Annotated in this window: 17 protein-coding genes, 1 other RNA gene and 1 pseudogene; 13 read left to right on the forward strand and 6 right to left on the reverse strand. The window is 64.2% G+C overall.

Annotated features, from left to right (window positions below; all coding sequences use genetic code 11):
* Window positions 1-6: 6 nt before the first annotated feature.
* From rplS to rpsP, 4 genes are all read right to left on the reverse strand, one after another.
* Complete coding sequence (gene rplS / locus QZ709_RS07570; protein ID WP_109037296.1) at window positions 7-363, reverse strand: 50S ribosomal protein L19; 357 nt, start codon at window positions 361-363, stop codon at window positions 7-9.
* Between the two features lie 107 nt (window positions 364-470).
* Window positions 471-1,259, reverse strand: a complete 789-nt coding sequence (gene trmD, locus QZ709_RS07575) for a tRNA (guanosine(37)-N1)-methyltransferase TrmD (RefSeq protein WP_294636657.1) — start codon at window positions 1,257-1,259, stop codon at window positions 471-473.
* A 19-nt stretch (window positions 1,260-1,278) separates the two neighbouring features.
* Complete coding sequence (gene rimM / locus QZ709_RS07580; RefSeq protein ID WP_294636658.1) at window positions 1,279-1,941, reverse strand: ribosome maturation factor RimM; 663 nt, start codon at window positions 1,939-1,941, stop codon at window positions 1,279-1,281.
* A 9-nt stretch (window positions 1,942-1,950) separates the two neighbouring features.
* A complete protein-coding gene (gene rpsP, locus QZ709_RS07585; protein ID WP_294636660.1) occupies window positions 1,951-2,208 on the reverse strand; it encodes a 30S ribosomal protein S16 in 258 nt (85 codons plus the stop codon).
* 255 nt (window positions 2,209-2,463) lie between these two features.
* On the opposite strand from rpsP, the gene QZ709_RS07590 reads away from it, so the two are divergent.
* The 13 genes and pseudogenes from QZ709_RS07590 (at window position 2,464) to QZ709_RS07650 (ending at window position 14,191) form a co-directional block, all read left to right on the forward strand.
* The gene (locus tag QZ709_RS07590) at window positions 2,464-2,931 is read left to right on the forward strand and encodes a hypothetical protein (protein WP_294636661.1); all 468 of its coding nucleotides are present in this window, start codon (window positions 2,464-2,466) and stop codon (window positions 2,929-2,931) included.
* Between the two features lie 170 nt (window positions 2,932-3,101).
* Window positions 3,102-4,220: an AIR synthase-related protein gene (locus QZ709_RS07595; protein WP_109037300.1), complete on the forward strand. Its 1,119-nt coding sequence runs from the start codon at window positions 3,102-3,104 to the stop codon at window positions 4,218-4,220.
* A 4-nt stretch (window positions 4,221-4,224) separates the two neighbouring features.
* On the forward strand, window positions 4,225-4,458 hold the full coding sequence (locus QZ709_RS07600) for a SlyX family protein (protein ID WP_294636662.1): 234 nt from the start codon (window positions 4,225-4,227) through the stop codon (window positions 4,456-4,458).
* A gap of 104 nt (window positions 4,459-4,562) precedes the next feature.
* Window positions 4,563-4,660, forward strand: an RNA gene (gene ffs, locus QZ709_RS07605) — signal recognition particle sRNA small type.
* 106 nt (window positions 4,661-4,766) lie between these two features.
* On the forward strand, window positions 4,767-5,891 hold the full coding sequence (aroB, locus tag QZ709_RS07610; RefSeq protein ID WP_294636663.1) for a 3-dehydroquinate synthase: 1,125 nt from the start codon (window positions 4,767-4,769) through the stop codon (window positions 5,889-5,891).
* 21 nt (window positions 5,892-5,912) lie between these two features.
* Complete coding sequence (locus QZ709_RS07615) at window positions 5,913-7,040, forward strand: deoxyguanosinetriphosphate triphosphohydrolase (RefSeq protein WP_294636664.1); 1,128 nt, start codon at window positions 5,913-5,915, stop codon at window positions 7,038-7,040.
* Between the two features lie 47 nt (window positions 7,041-7,087).
* Window positions 7,088-8,086: a glycosyltransferase family 2 protein gene (locus QZ709_RS07620; protein ID WP_294636665.1), complete on the forward strand. Its 999-nt coding sequence runs from the start codon at window positions 7,088-7,090 to the stop codon at window positions 8,084-8,086.
* 86 nt (window positions 8,087-8,172) lie between these two features.
* Window positions 8,173-9,567, forward strand: coding sequence for a hypothetical protein (locus QZ709_RS07625; RefSeq protein WP_294636666.1), 1,395 nt, complete (start codon window positions 8,173-8,175; stop codon window positions 9,565-9,567).
* Window positions 9,564-10,571: a glycosyltransferase family A protein gene (locus QZ709_RS07630; protein ID WP_294636667.1), complete on the forward strand. Its 1,008-nt coding sequence runs from the start codon at window positions 9,564-9,566 to the stop codon at window positions 10,569-10,571. Before QZ709_RS07625 ends, QZ709_RS07630 begins: the two co-directional genes overlap by 4 nt.
* 8 nt (window positions 10,572-10,579) lie before the next feature.
* Window positions 10,580-11,683 (forward strand): annotated as a pseudogene (locus tag QZ709_RS07635) (DegT/DnrJ/EryC1/StrS family aminotransferase); the annotation flags it as partial.
* Window positions 11,684-11,864: 181 nt separating this feature from the next.
* Window positions 11,865-12,554: a class I SAM-dependent methyltransferase gene (locus QZ709_RS07640; RefSeq protein ID WP_294636668.1), complete on the forward strand. Its 690-nt coding sequence runs from the start codon at window positions 11,865-11,867 to the stop codon at window positions 12,552-12,554.
* 14 nt (window positions 12,555-12,568) lie between these two features.
* Window positions 12,569-13,534, forward strand: a complete 966-nt coding sequence (locus QZ709_RS07645; protein WP_294636669.1) for a DapH/DapD/GlmU-related protein — start codon at window positions 12,569-12,571, stop codon at window positions 13,532-13,534.
* Window positions 13,535-13,546: 12 nt separating this feature from the next.
* Window positions 13,547-14,191 (forward strand): DapH/DapD/GlmU-related protein, encoded by a 645-nt coding sequence (locus tag QZ709_RS07650; RefSeq protein WP_294636670.1) that lies wholly within the window; start codon window positions 13,547-13,549, stop codon window positions 14,189-14,191.
* 152 nt (window positions 14,192-14,343) lie between these two features.
* Here the strand turns inward: QZ709_RS07650 and QZ709_RS07655 are convergent, their stop codons facing one another.
* Window positions 14,344-15,837 carry a methyltransferase domain-containing protein gene (locus QZ709_RS07655; RefSeq protein WP_294636671.1) on the reverse strand — a complete coding sequence of 498 codons (1,494 nt, stop codon included), beginning with the start codon at window positions 15,835-15,837 and terminating at the stop codon, window positions 14,344-14,346.
* Window positions 15,838-15,955: 118 nt separating this feature from the next.
* A complete protein-coding gene (locus tag QZ709_RS07660) occupies window positions 15,956-17,875 on the reverse strand; it encodes a tetratricopeptide repeat protein (RefSeq protein ID WP_294636672.1) in 1,920 nt (639 codons plus the stop codon).
* Window positions 17,876-17,901 lie beyond the last annotated feature (26 nt).

Genomic DNA, 17,901 nt, shown 5'->3' on the forward strand with positions numbered 1-17,901 from the left:
CCATGCTCAGGCGAGCTTTTCCTTGATGCGAGCCGACTTGCCCGAACGCTGGCGGAGGTAGTACAGCTTGGCGCGGCGGACGTCACCGCGGCGCTTGACTTCGATCGAAGCGATCAGCGGGCTGTACAGCTGGAACGTACGCTCCACGCCTTCGCCGCTCGAGATCTTGCGGACGATGAAGCTGGAGTTCAGGCCGCGGTTGCGCTTGGCGATCACGACGCCTTCGTAGGCCTGCACGCGCTTGCGGGTGCCTTCGACCACGTTCACGTTCACGATCACGGTGTCGCCAGGGGCGAACGACGGGATGGTCTTGTTCAGACGAGCGATTTCTTCTTGCTCGAGCTGTTGGATGATGTTGGACATCAAGGGCTCCTAGGGTGATCTTGCCCGCGCCAGGATGGTCTCGAAAGCTGCCCCACTGTGAAGCAGCCCCGCAATGAAGCCGGGTAGAGGATCTGAAAAACCGCAGATTATAGCGTGAGTCCGCGAAGAAAGTCTTCATCTTTCTTCGACAGCTCGCCGCGCGCCCGCGCAGCCTCGATCAGTTCAGGGCGACGGCGGGCCGTGATGGCCAGCTGCTGCTCGCGGCGCCAGCGCGCGATGTGGGCGTGATGGCCCGACAGCAGCACCGGCGGCACGGGCTGCTCGGCGGGCTCGCCGCCTTCGCGCACCGGCAACGCCAGCACTTCGGGCCGGCTGTAATGGGGGCAATCCAGCAGCCCATCCGAAAAGCTGTCCTGCTGGTGCGACGCCGCGTCGTGCAGCACGCCGGGCTGCAGACGCGCCACCGCATCCATCAGCGTCAGGGCGGGCAACTCCCCACCCGACAGCACGTAATCGCCCAGGCTGATTTCTTCGTCGACAAAGGTGTCGATGAAGCGCTGGTCGATGCCCTCGTAGCGCCCGCACAGCAGCACTGCGCCGGGTGAAGCGGCCAGCGCCTCCACACGCTGCTGCGTCAAGGGCTTGCCAGCCGGGCTGAACAGCACCACCGGCAGGCGCTCGGCCCCGTCGGCCTGCTGCGACGCGCGGATGGCCGACAGACAGCGCACCAGCGGCTCGACCAGCATGACCATGCCGGGCCCGCCCCCGAAGGGCCGGTCGTCCACGCGGCGGTACACGCCTTCCGCATGGTCACGCAGCGGCCACAGGCGGACGTCGACGGCGCGCGTTTCGAAGGCGCGGCGCGTCACACCCACCGTCTGGAACGGGGCGAACAGCTCGGGAAACAGGGTGATGACGTCGAAGCGGACGGCCATGCGCGGCTCGCTTCGCGTGTCAGTAGTCGAGGCCCCAGTCGGCCACGATGCGCTTGTCGGCCAGGCTGACGCTGTCGATGTAGGCGGAGACAAAGGGAATCAAGCGCTCACCTTCAGCCTTGCCGTCGACCTCGACCACGCAACGCAGCACGCAGTGCGGCCCGGTGTCGATCAGATCGACCACCTTGCCCAGGGCCTGGCCCTCGCGGTTGACGACGTCCAGACCGATCAGGTCGACCCAGTAGAACTCGTCCTCGTCGGGCGTGGGAAAAGCGGTGCGCGAGACGAACACGCGGGCACCCTTCAGGGCCTCGGCCGCGTTGCGGTCGTCCAGCCCCTCGGCGGTGGCCACCACCACCTCGCCCTGCTCACGGGCCTGCTTGATCTGCAGGAAGCGCGGCGCACTCAGGCGGGCGGGCACGGTGGCCGCAGCCGGCGAGGCAGACCCCGCGGAGGCCGTCCGACCGGCAGCCGGACGCGCCACAGCGCCCGGCGCGACATCGGCCGGACGCAAGAACCATTTCTTGGTGCAGAAGAGCGCCTGGGGATCGCTCGAGAAGGGCATCACCTTGATGCCGCCCTTCACACCCCAGGCGTCCACGACGCGCCCGACTTCCACCGCATCATCTGGCCAGACGACACCGTCTTCCAGCACGAGGGGGCTTGCAGCGCGTTCGTTCATGCAGACCGATCAGGCAGCAGCGGCCTTGGCCTTGGCCTGACGCAGCAGACGGGCCACGGTTTCCGAAACCTGGGCGCCGTTGTTGGTCCAGTACTCGACGCGGTCGAATGCCACGCGCAGCGACTCGGCGTTGCCGGAAGCCACGGGGTTGTAGAAGCCCACGCGCTCCAGGAAGCGGCCGTCACGGCGGTTGCGCGAGTCAGCGGCAACGATGTTGTAGAAAGGGCGCTTCTTGGAGCCGCCACGTGCGAGTCGAATCACGACCATGATGTGTCCTTCAGTTGGTTTGGGCGACCTGTCCTCCCGGGAGACACTCGGGGATGACCGGCCAGGGTTCGCGCAGGCGTCTGGGTTTCATCCGACCTGCCCGCACCAGAAATTCGGCGCCGATTAGATACGCGCCACGCACCTCCTCACGCACGCGCCGACTCTCGTCCGCAACATGTCCAAGGAAAGCCCGCAGCTCGGGCCGGAAAACCGCGCATTATAGTCTCCCGAAACGGCTTTGTGTGAGCCCTGCCGATGCCCAACGCCACCTCCCCCTGGAAATCCAAGACAGCCGCCACCTGGCTGGCCCTGATCGGCGGCCCTCTTGGGCTGCATCGCTTCTATCTGCATGGCTTCAAGGACAAGGTGGGATGGCTGCTGCCGGTGCTCACGCTCATCGGCCTGGCCGGGCTGCGGCGCGTCGAACTCTACGGGCAGGACGACCAGTTGTCCTGGCTGTTGCTGCCCGTGCTCGGTTTCACCGTGGCCGCGACCATGCTGCAGGCCATCCTGTACGGCCTGACGCCCGACGAACGCTGGCACGCGCGCCACAACCCGGAACTGCCGGACCCGGCCGACGTGGCGCCGAGCGGATGGGGTGTCGTCATCGGGATGGCCCTGGCCCTGATGGTGGGGGCGACGGTGCTGATGGCCACGATCGCCTTCTCGGGTCAGCGCTATTTCGAGTACCAGGTCGAGGAAGCGCGCAAGCTCAGCCAGTGAATCTGGTCGCCCCCCGCTGCGCATCGCCTCGCCACACCGCGCGCCTCTGCCGGATAATCCCGCCTTTGCGCACACACCGCCGGGTGGGCCGCGTGGGCTCGGAGACGTCTGACGCCGCCCGCTCACCCGCTCTGTCGCCGCCCCGGATTCAACCGCTTCCCTGTACCGCCATGACTTCTGCCACGCCCTCCTCCCCGCTGACGTACGACCAGGCCGGCGTCAACTACGACCTGATCGACCCGTTGAAGGTGGCCGCCCAGCGTGCCGCGGCGGAAACCGGCACCCACCTGGCCAGCCACGGCTTCAGCGAGGTGCTGGCCTCGCGCGGCGAGTCGGCCTACGTGGTGGATGTGGGCCCGATGTACCTGGCTTCGATCGTGGAATGCCTGGGCACCAAGACGCTCGTGGCCGACGAGATGGCCACGCTGACGGGCAAGAGCTACTACGACGGCATCGCGCAGGACACCATCGCCATGGCGGTGAACGACCTGATCACCGTGGGTGCCACGCCGCTGGTGGTGCAGGCGTACTGGGCCGCGGGCGGTTCGGACTGGTTCGGCGACAAGGTGCGCGCCAACGCGCTGGTGGCCGGCTGGAAGAAGGCCTGCGAGGTGTGCAACGTGGCCTGGGGCGGCGGTGAAACCCCCGCGCTGGCCGGCATCGTGGCCGATGGCCGCGTCGACCTGGCCGCCTCGTGCACCGGCATCATCAGCCCCAAGGAGCGCCTGTCGGTGGGCGACAAGCTGGAAGCCGGCGACGCCATCGTCCTGCTGGCCTCCAGTGGCATCCACGCCAACGGCCTGTCGCTGGCCCGCAAGCTGGCCGAGCGCCTGCCGCAGGGCTACCTGACCGACATCGGCAACGGCCAGACCTATGGCGAAGCCCTGCTGGCCCCCACGGTGCTGTATTCGCCCGTGACGGAAGCGCTGGCCAAGGAAGGCATCATTCCGCACTACTGCGCGAACGTGACCGGCCACGGCTGGCGCAAGCTGCTGCGCCACCCGAAGGCGCTGACCTACCGCATCACCGCCCTGCCCGAGAAGACGCCCGTGCTGGCCTTCATGCAGAAGGAGTGCGGCCTGGACGACCACGAAGCCTACGGCACGCTGAACATGGGCGCCGGCTTTGCGCTGTACGTGGCCGCCGACCAGGCCGAGCGCGTGGTGGCCGTGGCCCAGTCGCTGGGCATCCCGGCCCTGGTGGCCGGCCGCGTGGAAGAAGGCCCCAAGCAGGTCGTGATCGAGCCGCTGGGCGTGACCTACGGCGCCGACGAGCTGCAGCTGCGCTGAGCGCATGCCTGACACGCCCACGCCCCGGGAGGCCGAGACGGCCGCCCGGCTTGAATCGCTGGAGATCAAGGCCGTCTACCTGGAAGACCTGGTCGACAGCCTGAACACCGTGGTCGCCCGGCAGCAGGCCCACATCGACCTGCTGCTGCACGAGGTGCGCCGTCTGCGGGAGCAGACCGACGAGGGCGCACCGCCTGCCTTCCGCAGCCTGCGCGACGAGCTGCCGCCGCACTACTGAGGCCATCGTGGTGGCCTAGAGGCGGCGACCGCAGAGGCCTTCCCGTGCACAAGGACACCACACCCGCCACGGGCAGGCGCGACGGATCGCTTACAATCCGCGGTGACGGGCCTCCCTGCATGGGGGCGCGGCCAACCGGGTCAGGTCGGGAACGAAGCAGCCCCAACCGTTAGCCAACAGTGCCAGGTCAAGGCTCGTCACCCTTTCCTTTCCAGATGCCCCCTGCGTCGCGGCCGGGACCGAACTTCCGCGAAGTTCGGGGCGCTTGAACAGCCCGTTCAACCCCGCTGAGACCGACGACCGCGTTCATGGCATCCACGCACCTACCCCCCGCTTCTCCCGCCCCCGCCGGCACGGCCAACGTGGCCATCGACCTGGGCGACCGGAGTTACGACATCCTGATCGGCGAGGGCCTGCTGGACGACCCGGCCACGTTTGCCGGATTGCCCAAGTCCACCAAGGCGCTGATCGTCACCAACACCACGGTGGGCCCCCTCTACACCGCCAGGCTGCGCGCGGCCATTGCCCCGCTGCACAAGCAGGTGCTCGACATCGAACTGCCCGACGGCGAGCAGTACAAGGACTGGCCGGCGTTGAACCAGGTGTTCACCCGCCTGCTGGAAGAAGCCGCCGACCGCAAGACGGTGCTGTACGCACTGGGCGGCGGCGTGATCGGCGACATGACGGGCTTTGCCGCGGCCTGCTACATGCGCGGCGTGCCCTTTGTGCAGGTGCCCACCACGCTGCTGGCCCAGGTGGATTCGAGCGTGGGCGGCAAGACCGCCATCAACCACCCCGCCGGCAAGAACATGATCGGCGCGTTCTACCAGCCGCTGCGTGTGGTGTGCGACATGAGCACGCTCGACACCCTGCCGCAGCGCGAGCTGCTGGCCGGCCTGGCCGAGGTGATCAAGTATGGCCCGATTGCCGATGCCGCCTTTCTGGGCTGGCTGGAAAACAACCTGGACGCCCTGCTGGCCCGTGACCGCCAGGCGCTGAAGTACGCGGTGCAGCGCTCGTGTCAGATCAAGGCCTGGGTGGTGGGCCAGGACGAGAAGGAAGCCGGCCTGCGGGCCATCCTGAACTACGGCCACACCTTCGGCCACGCCATCGAGGCGGGGCTGGGCTATGGCGAATGGCTGCACGGCGAGGCCGTGGGCTGCGGCATGGTGATGGCCGCCGACCTGTCGGCCCGCCTGGGCCTGATCGACACGGCCACGGCCGACCGCATCATCGCGCTGATCAAACGGGCCGGGCTGCCGACCCGGGGCCCCGATCTGGGCGCCGACCGCTACATCGAACTGATGCAGGTCGACAAGAAGGCCGAGGGCGGCGAGATCCGCTTCGTGGTGATCGGCCCGCTGGGACAGGCGGGCATGCGCGGGGCGCCGGACGCCCTGGTACGCGATGTGATTGCCGCCCACACCCGCTGACACCGCCGGAAACGAGACACCATGTGGTTAGCCCCTTACGCCAGTCATCCTGAGCAGACCAAGGGGCGCCGCCACCCCGAGCCGGCGGCCCCGACGCGCAGCGACTTCCAGCGCGACCGCGACCGCATCGTGCACAGCACGGCGTTCCGGCGGCTGGTCTACAAGACGCAGGTGTTCCTGAACCACGAGGGCGACCTGTTCCGCACGCGGCTGACGCACTCGCTGGAGGTGGCGCAGCTGGGTCGCTCGGTGGCGCGGTCGCTGGGGCTCAATGAAGACCTGGTGGAAGCCATTGCGCTGGCGCATGACCTGGGCCACACGCCGTTCGGCCATGCGGGCCAGGACGCGCTGAATGCCTGCATGCAGGGCCACGGTGGCTTCGAGCACAACCTGCAGTCGCTGCGGGTGGTGGACAAGCTGGAAGAGCGCTACCTGGGCTACGACGGCCTGAACCTGAGCTTCGAGACGCGGGAGGGCATCCTCAAGCACTGCTCGCGCGCCCACGCCGAGGCGCTGGAACTGGCCGAACCCGGCGGCGTCGGGCGGCGCTTCATCAAGGGCCATCAGCCTGGTCTGGAGGCCCAGTTGTGCAATCTGGCCGACGAGATCGCCTACAACGCGCACGACATCGACGACGGCGTGCGCTCGGGCCTGATCACCATGGAGCAACTGGAAGCCGTGCCGCTGTTCGTGCGATTCCGAGACGAGACGCTGAGCGAGTTCCCGCACGCCAAGGGCCGGCGCCTGCTGTTCGACACCATCCGCCGGATGCTGTCACAGCAGGTGTACGACGTGATCGACGCGACGCGCGCCCAGATTGCCGAGCACCTGCCCGTGAACGCCGACGAAGCCCGCCGCTGCCCGCCGCTGGTGCGGTTCAGCCCCCACATGCGTGAAGCCAGCACACAGCTCAAGCGCTTCCTGTTCAAGGAGCTGTACCGGCATCCACAGGTCAACGAGATGACGGCCAAGGGCCGGCGGGTGATCACCGAGCTGTTCCAGGCCTACGTGGCCGATCCGAAGGCGATGCCGGCCGACTATGCGGCGCGGGAAGACCTGCACCGGGCGGTGGCGGATTACATCGCGGGGATGACGGATCGGTTTGCGGTGAAGGAGCACGAACGGCTCACGGGGGAGAGTGTGTTTTGACGACCACGGCCCCGCCGGATCCGGGCCGCTACACGGTGGCGCTCGTCATGATCGTGCGCGACGAGGCACGATGCCTGCGCCGGTGCATCGACAGCGTCCGAGCGCACGTTGACCAGATCGTCGTGGTCGATACCGGGTCGGTCGACGACACGGTTGCCATTGCCCGGTCTGCGGGCGCAGAGGTGTCGCACTTCACCTGGATCAACGATTTCTCCGCCGCGCGTAACGCAGCGCTGGCGCTCAGCCGATGTGACTGGAACCTCGTGCTGGATGCGGACGAGACCGTCTACAGCGGACATCACATCCTGGACAGCCTAAGGCGCGAACCGCCACAGTTCATCGGTCGCATCGAGGTGTGCAGCGCCTTCTCCCAGGCGCACGGACAGTCTGCCGTGCAGGAGGCCTCCTCCTGGATCTCTCGCATTCTCCCGCGGACCGTTCGCTTCGAGGGAACGGTCCACGAACAGGCGGTCAGCGATCTTCCTCGTAAAGACCTGCCCGTGGTCGTCCACCACGACGGATACATGCCTGAACAGATGCGCGGAAAGCAAGGACGTAACGCGGCGTTGCTGGCTCAAGCGGTTGCCAGCCACCCCGACGATCCATATCTGCTGTACCAACTGGGCAAGGAGCACGAGGTTCGTGACCGATTCGCAGAGGCGGGGCACGCCTATGAGCAAGCCATGCGGCTGCTCGACAGCGCGTCACCCAGAGAGCCTGGCTGGCGGCACGATCTGTTGCTACGCCACTTGTTTGTGCTCAAGGCGCTGGGTAGAACCGCTCAGGCACTGGGCGAGGCGGAAAAGGCGATGGCGCACTGGCAAGACTCGCCCGATTTCTTCTTCGTTCTTGGCGATCTGCTGCTGGAGCACGCGATACAGAATCCCGAAGGCGCGACGGAGATCATCCCCATGGCCAGACAGGCGTGGCAACGGTGTCTGGAGATTGGAGAAAACCCGCGGCTCGAAGGCGCGGTGAAAGGCCGCGGCAGCCACCTGGCAAGGCATAACCTCGACGCGTTGAGCAAAACCCTCCCGGGCCTGTAAAGACGGCCCCGAATTGGCATTAGTCCCGGGGGAATCGGCCTTTCATCCGCGGATCACAAGCCCGTCGGGGTGGAGATCATGGCGGCATGAACGCTGCTGCACCGTCCGCCCATCCCCGCCCTGCCCTGATCGTGGTGAGTGGCGGCGGTGTTCGGCCGGATGCCGGCCCCCCGGAAGAAGGATCTCGCCTCCTTCATCTGCTGGACGCGCTTCCCCCAGCGAGCAGGGTCCTGGAAATCGGGGGCCGCGAAACCCGGCTTTCGTCGCAGTACACGGCACGCCACCCCCATGCCGAATGGATGCGCATCGCACCGGCATCGCTTGCGCAGAGCGCGCCCACGCAGCCGTTCGACCTGATTGTCATTGACCGGCTCGATGAGCTGCACGATCCCGTTTCAGCCCTCGAGGCGCTCGCGCCACTCGTGAAAGCCGAAGGCGAGTTGTATGCATCGGTCTCGAACAAGGCAACGCTGTCCAGCATGGCCCGCCTGATCGAGGGCGACCTTTCTTCGGGTGTTGCCGCATACCACGGCAGCGCCTTCACGCTGGACCAGGCCCTTCCCCGCTGGCACTCTCCCTCCACCGTTTTCAAGCTGATGCTTGACGCGGGCTGGACGCCTCACGTGGTCCATTGCGAGGCTGCATCCGAGCCTGATGCCAGATTGGCCTCGGCCGCCAGAGCCATGGGCGAAGCACTCGGCGTTCCCCAAGGCGTGGTCGACAAGATCCACAGGACGGAGAGCTTCGTTGTCCGGGGAAGACGTCAGTTCGAAGAACCTGTGCAGGTCTCGTATGAAGCTGTCTTCGACGTGCTCGTCCCCACCAACAAAGAGCAGCAGTTGCGTGTGAATGTCGAGCAGTCTCCCGGACTGAGCGAGGTGGCCGCACGCATCATCTCCTATCGTGGCGCGGCCACACCCGCGGAGGCGCTGGAGGGGGCACAAGCCTGTCTGCAGCGCGACTGGGTGCTGCTCTGCCATCAGGACGTCTACTTCCCAAGGCACTTCGGTCACCGTCTCAATGCCCTGCTGAGCAGCATCCCTGAAGAGGAAAGGGCCAGAACCCTGATCGGCTTTGTCGGCATGGGAGTGAATCGTTCGACGGAAGCGCCCGAACCGGCAGGGTTTGTGGTCGACCGGCTTCACACCGCAGACCATCCGGAGTCGGATGCGGCCATTTCGATCGACGAACTCGCGATCGTCGTGGCACGCGACTCCCTTCACCGGATCGACCCCCGGATAGGCTGGCACCTGTGGGCGACCGATCTGTGCCTTACGGCGATCTGCGAGCACCGCGTATTCCCACGCATCGTGCGCATGCCTGTGTTCCACAACAGCCAGACAGGCTGGCATCTGCCCGACGCGTTCGTCGAGTCGGCGGCCTATCTGCTGGAGAAGTTTCCTGCATTCACCACGATTCACTCGCTCTGCGGGCAGCTCGACAAGGCCTTCGTGAATCAGCATCGAAAGGCCAAGACATGAGCCACATCACCACCCTCATCCCGGCCTACAAGAAGGAGCACCTGGGGGCCGTCTTTCTGGGTCTGCGCAGACAAAGTTTCAAGGACTTTGAGGTCATCCTGTCCGATGACAGCCCGGATGACGCCATCACGCACCTGATTCGCAGTGGTCACTGGGCCAGACTGACGGACGGGCTTCGTCTGACTGTGGTCAGAGGCCCCAAGAATGCAAGACGGAATCACGAGCAACTGCTCGATCTGTGGGGTGAACGCTCTCCCCTGGTTCACTTCCACCTCGACGACGACATCATCTATCCCGAGTTCTACAGGCAGCATGTCAACGCGCACCTGCTCGCCCCATGCTGTGCATCGGTCAGCCAGCGGTGGCTCAGCCATGACGACGGGGTGCCCGCATGGACGCTCCCTCTTCCGGACCTGATCACGCAATGCGAAGGTCATTTGCTGCAACTGGATCGACAGGAGCTGTTCGCGAGCACTGTCGCCGTTTGCCAGAACTGGCTTGGCGAGCTGTCCAACATGGTCTTTTCCTTGGAAGGCGCCAGAGCCTACCCTCGCCCGCCCGCTCATGACCTGAGCTACTACGCCTTGCTCGACATCGGTGCCTTGCTGTCAGCCAGCGCCAGTGCACCCGTGACATACATACGAGAGTACCTTGGCGTATTTCGCCAGAACGCGGGGCAGACCACCCACGACATGGCTCGCCCCACTCATGGCGGGCGGGTGGGCTTCCTCGCCTGGGTCACCTATGCGCTTGCAGCATGGCGTGATGGCCTCATCGAAGGACCCGCTGCAGCGGCAGCCATCGGCGTCGCAACAAAAAGAATCCTGCAGCACTTTGCCGACGACACCCAGATGGCCGCCTTCTTCTCCATCCTGGAAACACAGGCCGGCTCCATGGAAGAGCTCTATCTGGCGTATCGGCCCTTCTGGCTGAAGCTGCTCGACAGCCACCCCGGAACTGCTCATCACGTTGTGACCGAGTTCCGCTCGCCCATTCCCGCGTGAGGTTCCCCATGAGCTCCCCCCGCCCACCCGTGTATGTCACCCAGCCGGACCTCCCGCCTTTCGAGGAGTTCGTTCCATATCTGCGCGAGATCTGGGACAGCCGCATTCTGACCAACGGTGGCCCGTTCCACCAAAGGCTGGAAGCCGAACTGGCGGACTACCTCGGGGTTCCCTACATCTCCCTTTTCACGAACGCGACCGTGGCACTGGTGACGGCGCTCCAGGCACTGCGCATTCAGGGGGAGGTGATCACCACGCCTTACTCGTTTGTCGCGACCGCCCATTCCCTGCTGTGGAACGGGATCAAGCCGGTCTTCGTCGACATCGACGAGCGCACGTTCAACCTCGATCCCGAGAAGATCGAGGCGGCGATCACCCCGTCCACGACAGCCATCCTTCCCACCCACTGCTATGGCCGGCCTTGTGATGTCGCGGCCATTCGGCGCATCGCGGATGACTACAACCTGAAAGTCATCTATGACGCCGCACACGCCTTCGGTGTACGGCAGAACGGCCAGAGCATCCTCCGGCACGGAGACCTCTCCGTGATCAGCTTCCACGCCACCAAGGTCTTCAACACCTTCGAGGGGGGGGCCATCGTGAGCCCGGACGCCAGGACGAAGCAGCACATAGACCATCTGAAGAACTTCGGCTTCGTGAACGAAACGACGGTCGTGGCGGCAGGCATCAACGGAAAGATGAGCGAGTTCAACGCAGCGCTGGGTCTGCTCCAGCTCAAGCACGTGGACAGCGCCATCGGAAAGCGTCGCTCGCTCGATGCCCTCTATCGTCACGCGCTGAAAGACATCCCCGGCATCACGGTGCCCGAATGCGACACGAGCGCAGAGGCCAATCACTCGTATTTTCCAATCCTGGTCGAGCCCTCGTACGCGATAAGCCGCGACGATCTCTATGCACGACTGCGGGCATCTGGATTCCACGGAAGACGCTACTTCTTCCCGCTCATCTCCGAGTTCCCGATGTACCGAGGTCTGCCATCCTCTTCGAACTCGAACCTTCCCGTTGCCAAGAGCGTCTCCTCGAAGGTGATCTGTCTTCCTCTGTACCCGTCCATGGAAGAGTCCGTGGTCCACGGGATCACGAAGATCATCCGCGAATGCGGCTGTCCCACGTCTCCTTCCGACGTGCCGGGCTTGCAAGACGTGTCCCCTGTGGGATTGGCAACAACGTCGATCTGATCGACTGGAGAACATCATGGCCTTCTGTTGCATCTGCCGAGCTCACGTCAGTGAATGGCTTCCCCACCCGAACCGCGACAAGCGCAGCCCGCTCATGGCGATGCTGGGTACCGTAGGGTCGAACCTCACGCGCTACGGCTGCCCTGCATGTCACTGCAACGATCGCTTGCGTCACCTCTGGTTGTACATGGACAAGACCGGGCTGGCGACACGTCTGGCCGGCTCGGATGTTCTGCATCTTGCGCCTGAACCGGGACTGGAACGCATCATTGCGGACCTGGAGCCCGCGACATACGTGCGAGGGGACCTCAATCCGACGCAGCCGGGCCACCAGCGGCTTGATGTCGAATCACTTCCCTTCGCCGATGAAACATTTGATCTGGCGATCTGCAATCATGTCCTGGAGCACGTGAACAGTCCCATGCGGGCATTGCACGAGCTGTTCAGATGCCTGCGTCCAGGGGGTCTGTTGATCGCCCAGACACCTTTTGCTCCGGCCATGCACAACACGTTGGAGCTCCACGAACGCCCCGACCCCCAGACCGCCCACCTCCTGTTCGGGCAGGAAGACCATGTTCGGCTGTTCGGTGGTGACATCACACGCTATTTCCATGCGGCCGGCTTTGAAGGCGAGTTGCTGCAACACACGACGTTGCTGCCCGACTTCTCGCCGACCGAGTACGGCTGTAACGAGCATGAGCCGTTCTTCGTATTCTGGAAGCCAGCCACACACGCTGCAGAACGAGCCAATCGGACTGCAGGTGAAGCGGCGACGGTCTGCTGATCGGCGGCACGGCCATGTCCAGACATCAGCTCAACCGCCAGCAGATCGAAGACGCGCTGCGCTCCCTGGGCATAGCGTACGAGGCGAGATGGGGGAGCGACCCGATTCAGGTTCACTTCTGCAGCTACTTCGCACAAGAGCGCAACGGCTTCTACTTCTGGGAAGCGCAGAACGCCGAGCACCCGGTCTTCGCACATGCTGACATCATTGTCCTTGCATCGCGCGAGTGGCCCGGCAGCGAGCTCATCGGCGACGTGATCCTGGTGGAACACCCACAAGCGGTGTACTACATGCTGATGCGGCACTTCCTCGATGAGCCAGCTTCGGCAACGCCAGCGATCCACCCAACGGCCATCATCGCGCCCAGTGCCAGCATCGGCAGGAACGCCGTGATCGGCCCCTATTGCGTCATTGAGGACGATTGCGTCATCGGTGATCAGGCGAAGCTTGACTCCCATGTGGTGGTCAAGAAAGGCAGCGTCATCGGACATCGAACCCACATCGAGTCGCATTCGACAATCGGCGCAACCGGGGTTGCATGGGTCTGGTATGAAGGCCAGCGCATCCGGCAGCCCCAGATTGGCGGCGCCGTCGTCGGAGACGACTGCTTTCTCGGAACGGACATCACGATCGTCCGGGGTTCCATCAATGAAGTCACCTCGCTGGGTCGCGGGTGCGTGCTGGCACATGGCACCAAGATCGGTCATGGATGCCGTGTTGGCGAAGATGTTCACTTCGCCAACAACGTCTCCATCGCAGGCAACTGCACCATCGGGGACCGGGCCTTCCTCAGCGCCGCCAGCGTGCTTCGCCCACGCATCAGCCTGGCCCGAGGCGTGGTGGTTGGCGCGGGAGCCGTTGTGACCAGGAACGTGAATGAAGAGTTCGTTGTCGTCTCCGGTGTACCAGCCAGAAGGATGGACATCAAGGAGCATCATGCGGGGGTCCCCCGCCTGTCGGGGGCTCACCCCAATCGCTGAAGGAGCTACATCATGAGCTACACCGGATCGATCATCTCGGAATCCGCGAGCATCGGACACAACGTCCGAATCGGTCGCTTCTGCATCGTCGAAGACGGTGTAAGCCTCGCGGATGACGTCATCCTGGAGGACTACGCGATGGTGCTCGCAGGCAGCAGGATCGGCCCACGAACCCGGATCGGCACCTACACGAAGGTAGGGAAAAGCGTTGTGATCGGAAGCGACTGCTCCTTCACATCGTTCTGCGAGATCCGGGACCGGTGCAAGCTCGGCGATCGCGTTCTGATGGGAAGCCGGGGCACCTTGTCCGCTGGAACGGTTGTGGAAGACGATGTCGTCATGAAGTACGCATTCGTCGTGACAGACACCCCGGACCTGCAGAAGAACGATGAGAAGATTGTCGGCCATCTGAAGCGTGGCTCCCGATTTGGCGCGAGTGTGGTCATCATGCCGGGCGTCACGGTCGGAGTGAACGCAGAGATCGGCGCTTGCTCTCAGGTCCGCAAGAATGTCCCTGACAACGAGGTCTGGTTCGGCATTCCTGCCAAGTTCTATCGCACGACGCAGCTGGGCAACACGGATGCACAAGTCCCATTGCCGGTGATGATCGGCCAGGCGATGCAGCAGCACCAGCATGAGACTGGCCAGGTTCAGTGACGAGATCACACGCTGCTCAGCGAAACGAGGCCCCGATCAGGATCAAGTGCCTGATCGGGGCCTCTTTGATTCTGGCTCGCTCTCTGGGCTAACGGGTCAGGGCTGCTGGTTCGAGACTTCAGGCAGAGCGACCACAGTCGCCCTGTCGACCATCACGCGACGTCGTCTGGAATACCGCCAAAGTGGGACTGAAAGGTCCGGGCCGTCATGCGCTCGGACAGGCTGGTGGTGGCCTTGGTCAGCCGCACCCGCATGAAGTGCGCCACAGTCTTTTCACAGGGCTTCAGGTGCGCGTCCAGGTATGTGAACTCGGTCAGGTGGAACCTGTGGTGGAACCATCCCAGATACCAGAACCAGTCGGTGTAGTAGAGCCAGGACGCCTCGTTCATCGCCCTGATGTGCGTCGGGTCCTGCCATGCAGTTCGAGCATGCTCGTAAGGCACCTCGATCTCCATCACGCCGCCGTCGCGCAGCAATGTCAGGCAGTTCGTCATCAGGGTCGGCAGATCAGGAACGTGCTCGAGCACATTGTTGGCATACACCAGGTCGATCGACCCTGGCTCGAGGATGACCGGACCCACGACCGGGCTCTGAAAAGACAGGGGCCATGCACAAGACTCGGCAAGGTTGAGCAGGACATCGGGCTCAGCACGCTCGAGAATGTCCACATTGAGCCATCCCGGCCGATAGTCCTTGCCCGAGCCGATGTGCAGTCGCGTCGGACGCCAAGGCTCTGACGGCAACGACGACAGGTGCGCTTCGGCAAACGACTGCATGAAGACGAATGCATCCGCATACTCGTCAGTCAAGTCGTGCTCGGCAAAGAGAGACAACGCGGCCTGAACGCGATAAGGCAGCTCGGGGTCATTCAGCAGACCTCGGATCGTCCGCCCCCAGTCGCCATCGTCCACCCAGAAGACCGACTGCTCGAACTGCGGAGGCGGACAAGTGGCCGCCGTTCGTTCGCTGACGAATCCTGCGCCCAAGGAGAGGCATTGAAATGCCCGCGCCTGCTCGAAGCGGGCGGCCTCATAGAAATGGCAGTTGAGCACCAGCTTGGATTGCTGGATCAACTCGTCGCGCTCTGGCCCGTAGACAGCACTGTCCACCAGGGTCACAGAGGTGCCGCCAGCTTCGATGGCATCGATGATCTTGCGTCGCCGCTCGTTCATGCTGCCAAGAAAGAGCACATCGATCGGGCGGTCACTGAACGCCAGGGCATCAGCCTTCAGGTAGGGCGCGTGACCGAAGCCGATGATCGGCACGTCGTCGACATGGCTGGTGTAATGCTTCGGGTTGCTCTGGTTGTAGTCGATCACTGCCGATGTCGCCAGCAGATCGAGGTAGCTCGACGGCAGGGAGGCGCCGTCAGGCCCCATCTGTTCCAGGTTGAAGAAGACGCACGCATACCGCTTCCTGAGTTCTGGATCGAACCCCAGATGTGCACCGAAGATCACGTTCACAGCGTCGTGCCGCAGTCGGTTCTTCGACATGGTGACGTCGACCCCGAAGCGGCGGAACTGGTGGCGTAGGTACCTCGCCTGATCCAGGAAGCCGAGTGCGTGAACGTAGCCGAGCGGCTGGATGATGCAAAGATGAATGGAGCGCATGTGCGGGGCACCTTCCTGGCAGATGAACGAAAGCATGAGAAACCGATGCGCCCGCAAGCCGCGAGCAACGCAGTCCCTTCGATGCTAGGCAAGGCAATCGCCGGTCAGTCGGCCGATATCACGCGGAGACGAGCCCCATTTGTCCAGGCACCCGTCACGTCAGATGGTCCGGCGCGAGGCCGGATCGGTGGCGATCGGCCATGCGTTCGAGAAGCGCCCCGAACTGCTGCGCATACTGAACGCTGTCGAACAAGGGCGCCGTACTGCGTGCTGCGACCAGCTTGTCCCGAAGTGAGGCCCTGAGCTGCGGCCCGTGGCAAAGGCGGAGCACCGCTTGTTCATACTCGCTGACCGACTCGCACACCATGTCCGGCATGCCAACGTTATGCAGCAGACTGGCCGCAACCCTGGACGCGAAAGTCCGTCCTCGGTAGGTGACGACGGGTACGCCTGCCCACAGCGCATCACTGACGGTTGTGTGCCCGTTGCAAGGCCAGGAATCCAGGAAGACATCGGCCAGTGCAAAGCGGCTGATGTGCTGTTCGAAAGAGACTTTCGGGGCAAACACGAGTCTGCTCGGGTCGATGCCACGCCGCGATGCCTCGCTGCGAACTGCATCGGCCATAGAGTCGTTCCACGCAAGAAGCCACAGCACGGCTCGCGGCACGGATTGCAGAATCCGGCACCAGCTGTCGAACACCTCGCCTGAGAGCTTGAACGGCTGATTGAAGCCACACAGCACGAGGGCGCCATCGGGAAGTCCGTGCTCCGACCTCGAGGTCACGCCTGGCAACGCCCGTCTGCGATCGTTGGGCTGATAGCACTGCGGCATGAGCGCGAGCTTCTCGGTGTAGTGCTGTGCCTCGCTGGCAGGCGAGGCAATCGCGTCGCCGATGAAGTAATCGATGTAGGTGGCACCAGTTGTGCCAGGGAAGGCGAGCCAGGTCACCTGTATCGGTGCCGGACGGTAGGCGAAGATCGCCAGCCGACTACCCGACGTGTGTCCCTTGACGTCGATCAGGATGTCGATCTGGTCCTCTCTGATCCGGCGTGCGGCCAGTGCATCGCCCACAAGCCGGAGATCGACGAAATGATCCGCCGCACGACGGATGCGAGCGTGCATGTCGTCATTGTCGATCGGCCCATGCGAGTACAGCGTGACTTCGAAGCGCTCCTTGTCCATGAGCTCCACCAGCTCTGCCATCAGGATGGAGGTTGCATGCTGGTGGAAGTCGGCGGAAACGAAGCCGATGCGGAGCTTTCCGCCCTGCCCCACCGGGGTATCCCGAGCGGGCAGCGGCTTCGCATGTCGCGCGATGAATCGGCTGCAGGCCTTCGCCCCAACCAGGGTCATCTGCGGGTCGGGGTCGAGCGTGGCGAGCGCGAACACGGAGACCCATGCCACCGCATCAGAAGGCAGATCGCGGAGATACGCACGCAGCGACTCGAGGTGCTGCTGCGCCTCATCCCACTGACACAGCTCTCGCTCCGTCAGCGCGATCAGGCTGTGCAACGTCCCTGTGCCATTCTCATAGTCCAGCGCCAGTGCAGTCTTGAAGCACTCGATTGCCTGCTGCTTGTTCCCGAGCTCATTGAGTGACACACCCAGCAGATAGTGAGACTGCGCGTGATCGACACGCACGCCGAGCGCCTGGAGGCACACCTGGATGCACTCGGGGTATCGACGGGCGTTGAAGAGCGTCAGAGACAGGCCCTCGAGATAGTCCAGGTTGTGCAACTGCTGAGGCAGCTGCTCCAGCAAGCAAGCAGCCGCTGCAGCGGAGTCCCCTTGCTGGGCGAGACATTCACCGAGCAGGCTGCGAGCCAGGGCCTGCTCGGGGTCCTTGGCCAGCACGCCGCGGAGCAGCTCGACGGCCTCATCCAGCTGCGTCAGCTCGCGGTGCGCTCGAGCGAGGTTGATCGCGTAAAGCACGTCAGACGGAACAAGCTGGTGGGCCTTCTTGAACCCGTTCAGCGCCGATTGCCAGTCGCCCTTCTTGCTCGCATGGCGAGCTTGCTCCCAATGCGCGTGAGCCGCCTTCAAGTTCCCGGAAGCCCGGCCGATAGAGGACATTGGCGTTGAGCGCATGTTGCGATGGG

Source organism: uncultured Aquabacterium sp., assembly GCF_913773725.1.
Classification (GTDB): Bacteria; Pseudomonadota; Gammaproteobacteria; order Burkholderiales; family Burkholderiaceae_C; genus Aquabacterium.

Coding starts and splice junctions, on each gene's coding strand:
- QZ709_RS07625 (WP_294636666.1), top strand. CDS start 8,173: ATGAACGCTGCTGCACCGTCCGCCCATCCCCGCCCTGCCCTGATCGTG.
- trmD (WP_294636657.1), bottom strand. CDS start 1,259: ATGGCCGTCCGCTTCGACGTCATCACCCTGTTTCCCGAGCTGTTCGCC.
- QZ709_RS07630 (WP_294636667.1), top strand. CDS start 9,564: ATGAGCCACATCACCACCCTCATCCCGGCCTACAAGAAGGAGCACCTG.
- QZ709_RS07655 (WP_294636671.1), bottom strand. CDS start 15,837: ATGCTTTCGTTCATCTGCCAGGAAGGTGCCCCGCACATGCGCTCCATT.
- QZ709_RS07640 (WP_294636668.1), top strand. CDS start 11,865: ATGGCGATGCTGGGTACCGTAGGGTCGAACCTCACGCGCTACGGCTGC.
- QZ709_RS07660 (WP_294636672.1), bottom strand. CDS start 17,875: ATGTCCTCTATCGGCCGGGCTTCCGGGAACTTGAAGGCGGCTCACGCG.
- rplS (WP_109037296.1), bottom strand. CDS start 363: ATGTCCAACATCATCCAACAGCTCGAGCAAGAAGAAATCGCTCGTCTG.
- QZ709_RS07590 (WP_294636661.1), top strand. CDS start 2,464: ATGCCCAACGCCACCTCCCCCTGGAAATCCAAGACAGCCGCCACCTGG.
- QZ709_RS07615 (WP_294636664.1), top strand. CDS start 5,913: ATGTGGTTAGCCCCTTACGCCAGTCATCCTGAGCAGACCAAGGGGCGC.
- QZ709_RS07645 (WP_294636669.1), top strand. CDS start 12,569: ATGTCCAGACATCAGCTCAACCGCCAGCAGATCGAAGACGCGCTGCGC.
- QZ709_RS07620 (WP_294636665.1), top strand. CDS start 7,088: ATGATCGTGCGCGACGAGGCACGATGCCTGCGCCGGTGCATCGACAGC.
- rimM (WP_294636658.1), bottom strand. CDS start 1,941: ATGAACGAACGCGCTGCAAGCCCCCTCGTGCTGGAAGACGGTGTCGTC.
- rpsP (WP_294636660.1), bottom strand. CDS start 2,208: ATGGTCGTGATTCGACTCGCACGTGGCGGCTCCAAGAAGCGCCCTTTC.
- QZ709_RS07600 (WP_294636662.1), top strand. CDS start 4,225: ATGCCTGACACGCCCACGCCCCGGGAGGCCGAGACGGCCGCCCGGCTT.
- QZ709_RS07650 (WP_294636670.1), top strand. CDS start 13,547: ATGAGCTACACCGGATCGATCATCTCGGAATCCGCGAGCATCGGACAC.
- aroB (WP_294636663.1), top strand. CDS start 4,767: ATGGCATCCACGCACCTACCCCCCGCTTCTCCCGCCCCCGCCGGCACG.
- QZ709_RS07595 (WP_109037300.1), top strand. CDS start 3,102: ATGACTTCTGCCACGCCCTCCTCCCCGCTGACGTACGACCAGGCCGGC.